Annotated in this window: 4 protein-coding genes; all 4 read right to left on the bottom strand. The window is 59.3% G+C overall.

The window, feature by feature from the left end:
* Positions 1 to 1,452, bottom strand: a 1,452-nt coding sequence (locus ACFFAR_RS26315; RefSeq protein WP_375508752.1) for an MFS transporter, incomplete at its 3' end; no start/stop codon positions are given.
* Complete coding sequence (locus ACFFAR_RS26310) at positions 1,452 to 1,931, bottom strand: MerR family transcriptional regulator (RefSeq protein WP_375508751.1); 480 nt, start codon at positions 1,929 to 1,931, stop codon at positions 1,452 to 1,454. The genes ACFFAR_RS26310 and ACFFAR_RS26315, both read right to left, overlap by 1 nt.
* 160 nt (positions 1,932 to 2,091) lie before the next feature.
* Positions 2,092 to 3,357 (bottom strand): transcription termination factor Rho, encoded by a 1,266-nt coding sequence (gene rho, locus ACFFAR_RS26305; protein ID WP_056363952.1) that lies wholly within the window; start codon positions 3,355 to 3,357, stop codon positions 2,092 to 2,094.
* 334 nt (positions 3,358 to 3,691) lie between these two features.
* A complete protein-coding gene (gene trxA / locus ACFFAR_RS26300) occupies positions 3,692 to 4,018 on the bottom strand; it encodes a thioredoxin TrxA (RefSeq protein ID WP_031356443.1) in 327 nt (108 codons plus the stop codon).
* Between the last annotated feature and the right edge of the window lie 191 nt (positions 4,019 to 4,209).

Here is a 4,209-nt window from a genome sequence, read left to right as displayed (position 1 = left end):
CTGCTGCGTGACCATACGGGAAATCGTCACGAGGGCTAGCGCGTGAGCCTCACCGGCCGTATGGCCGGCAGCGGCAAACCCGTGCGCCAGCGTGGCTGCGGCGTTCTGGAACTCCGGATTGTACGGATTCACGGCTTCGGCGAGCCGCGATTGATGCAGCGCCTGCCTGTGCTGCTCCACGATGATCACCGCCGCCGTCGCAAACGAGAGCGTCAACTGCCGCACGATATTCTTCAGCCGGTAGCCATGCGTGAACTCTTCGATGGCGAAGATCTTGAACGTGAGGTTCGCCACCGGCAGCACGATGAACAGCAACAGCAAGCCGCGCAGCAGCATCGGCAGGATGAGATCGATTTGCGCCACGCCCGGCGACATGCGCGTCATCATCCACCCGACCAGCGCTGCAATCGCAAACCCCGGCACGATGATCCATTTCTTCCGCGTGACGTACTTCGTATATTTGAAATAAAGGAAGAGCGCCGAACCCGATATCAGCGACGTTATCCCCACGAGCCGTCCGGCATTCTGAACTGGATACCCCAGTCCTTGTTCCAGAAACCGCGAGATCAGATAGCTGAATCCCGTGGACTCGAAGTAGTAGAGCATGTACAGCACGAGGCCAACCTGGAACGATCGCTCGCGCAGCGCGTGAAGGCGAACGAGTGGGGCCGGGTGATGCCACTGATGCCACGCAAACCAGACCAGCGCGCCGATGCCGGCTGCCGTCAGCGTCACGAGCGTCGGCGAGGTGGTGAAGTGCTCGAAGCGAACCTGTTGCATCACGATTTGCAATGCGCCCTGGGCGAACGCAAACACCAGATATGGCCAGAAGGACGTGGCGCCGCGTTCATCGCGATGAACATTGCCCGAATCGGGCAACGCGAGCATCGCAAGGCCCGCGAACGCGAAACCCACCGGCGCCGTGCATGCGAACAACGCGCGCCAGTCGAAATGCGATACCAGCCAGCCGCCGAACAACGGCGCGATCGCGCTGCTGCCCACGATCAGCAGCAGGAAGGCGCGCGTCGCGCCGGCGCGTTTTTGCGGCGTGAAGCTGATCTGGATCAGGATGCGGCAGGCGCCCATCATCGGACCGATGAAGTAGCCTTGAAGGCCGCGTGTGAACATGAGTTCCAGCGAGGTTTCTGTGAGCGCCGACAGGATCGCGCCGCACGCGTAGAACAACATGCAACCAGCCACGTATCGCCGATGCCCCAGCCGGTCGACCCACCATTGCTGCTGCAAGATCCCGAGCACGGCCGCGACCGCGTAAGCACTCGATGACCACACGAGCTCGTCCGGCGATGCATTGATGCCGCCCGCAATGTAGCTCGCGAAGAACGAGAAGATGGCGTTATCGAAGTAATCGAGGCCCGTTACCAGCGCCAGCACCCACGGGAAGAAGTCGCCTCGCAGCCGCTCGACTGCGAATACCGGCGCCCGCGCGCTCATTACTTCTTGCTCCCCGGTTTGGCGCGCGTCTTCGATTGTTGTTCGAGGAGCGCTTCGGCGGATTGGCCTGCAAGCCGCGCTTCCACGTAATCCAGATCGAGCCGCAACTCCGCGCGTACGGTCTGCGCTTCTTTCAGTTCTCGACGCACGTTTTCGATACGGGTATCGATGGCATCGAGTTGCTGTTGCAAGCCATTCTTGATTCCGGCCAACGAATCCGGCGAATAACGGTTGTGGCCCGCCTCGGTTTTTTCGAGCGGCCGCTTGAGCATCTCGACAATCCCGTGCAGCGAGAATCCGAGCGAGCGAAGCCGGAGAATGCGCCCGAACCTTTCCAGATCGTCTGCGTCATATAGCCGATACCGCCCCTCGCTCCGGCTCGGCACAACAAGGCCGCGTTCTTCGTAGTATTTCAGCGTGCGGGGGGTGACTCCGAGCCGCTCGGCGGCGTCGCGCACGGTCAGAAGTTCTTCGGACATGACGTTGGCCGGTTTGCGTTCCGGCGAGAAAGGTTTCCGTGAATTATAGATCAACATGAACGTGAACGTACACGTTGGGAATCCCGGTGCGGGTCTCGATGGACGAAAAAAAACCGCCCGCAATGCGGACGGCTTTCGTGTTCGGTTGGACCGTCGGGGCTCAACTACCGCCGCGGCGCATCAGATCGAAGAATTCAGCGTTGTTCTTGGTCTGGCGGATCTTGTCGAGCAGGAATTCCATGGACTCGACTTCGTCCATGTCGTGAATGAACTTGCGCAGCACCCAGACCTTTTGGAGCAGGTCAGGCTTGATGAGCAGTTCTTCGCGGCGCGTGCCCGACTTGTTCAGGTTGATCGACGGATAAACGCGCTTTTCAGCAAGACGGCGTTCCAGATGCACTTCCATGTTGCCGGTGCCCTTGAACTCTTCGTAGATCACGTCGTCCATGCGGCTGCCGGTTTCGATCAGTGCCGTACCGATGATGGTCAGCGATCCGCCTTCCTCGATATTGCGCGCCGCGCCGAAGAACCGCTTCGGACGTTGCAGCGCGTTGGCATCCACACCACCGGTCAGCACCTTGCCCGAAGCCGGCACGACCGTGTTGTAGGCGCGCGCGAGACGCGTGATGGAGTCGAGCAGGATGACCACGTCGTGCTTCATTTCGACCAGGCGCTTGGCCTTTTCGATCACCATTTCCGCGACTTGCACGTGGCGCGCGGCGGGTTCGTCGAAGGTGGAGGCGATCACTTCGCCGACCACCGAGCGCTGCATTTCCGTCACTTCTTCCGGGCGTTCGTCGATCAGCAGCACGAACAGCACGATATCCGGGTGATTCGATTTGATGGCGTGCGCAATGTGCTGCAGCATCACGGTCTTGCCCGATTTCGGCGATGCCACCAGCAACCCGCGCTGCCCCTTGCCGATAGGCGAGATCATATCGATGATCCGGCCTGTCACATTTTCCTCTCCGCGCATTTCGCGCTCGAGCGGCAGCGGCTTGTTCGGGTGCAGCGGCGTCAGGTTCTCGAACATGATCTTGTGCTTCGAGGCTTCCGGCGCCTGGCCGTTGACCTTGTCCACCTTGACCAGCGCGAAATAACGCTCGCCGTCTTTCGGGGTGCGCACTTCGCCTTCGATGGTGTCGCCGGTATGCAGGTTGAAGCGGCGGATCTGCGACGGGCTGATGTAGATATCGTCCGTGCTGGCGAGGTATGAAGTCTCGGGTGAGCGGAGGAAGCCGAAGCCGTCCGGCAATACTTCGAGCGTGCCGTCGCCGAAAATCGTGTCGCCGGTCTTGGCGCGCTTTTTAAGAATCGCGAACATCAATTCCTGCTTGCGCAGGCGATTGGCGTTTTCGATCTCCAGGCCATTGGCCATTTCGATCAATGCGGAGACGTGCTGAGACTTGAGCTCGGATAAATGCATACGGATTTCCCGCCAGGGAGAAGAGGTACAACAGAGAATTTGGGAGGAGAAGTGAGCTGAACGCTCAAGGACCTAAACCGTCTTGGTCTTGCAGTCTTAGGATTCTAGCATAGCACATGCCGACGGAGCCTCGAAAAGGCCTGGTGGCGATGGAACTCGCGCATGTTGTGGTCGCACAACATTTCGCGGGAATCCCACAGGTGCAGCTAATCGCTTTTACTTGCTTTTCACTTGTGTGGCCTGGCACCGAAGCCAGGCCGTGCACTAATACAGACTTGCTGCTGAATCCGGGTCGCCGAATACGTTGCCTGACGCCGGCGTCCCGGATTCGATCTCACAGGTTGCTGTCCAGAAACGCTGTCAGTTGCGACTTCGACAAGGCGCCGACCTTTTGCGCTGCAACCGCGCCGTTCTTGAAGAGGATCAGCGTGGGGATGCCGCGCACACCGAACTTCACGGGCGTGGATTGGTGTTCATCCACATTGATCTTCGCGATTTGCAGGCGGTCGCCATAATCCTTGGCAACTTCGTCGAGGATGGGCGCAATCATCTTGCAGGGACCGCACCATTCAGCCCAGAAATCGAGCAGAACGGGTTTATCCGACTTCGTGACGTCCTGGTCAAAGGATGCGTCGCTAATATGTTTGATCGATTCGCTCATTATGTAGATACCTCTCTGAATTCGAGGCCCGCGTTTGAATGCTCGCCACGATACACCAAAACAAGGAAATTGTTCTCCCGCGCCGCGGGGTGTAGAACCGCTCGCTTGGGTGGGCGCGAAACCGTTGCCGGTAAGCCGCTTCTGCCCGCCACACGGTGTTTAGCCGGTGCTTCAAAATGTCATCTTAGCCT

It is taken from the genome of uncultured Caballeronia sp. (assembly GCF_964243625.1).
Taxonomy (GTDB): Bacteria; Pseudomonadota; Gammaproteobacteria; order Burkholderiales; family Burkholderiaceae; genus Caballeronia.
This window is presented reverse-complemented; position numbering and strand designations above follow the sequence as displayed.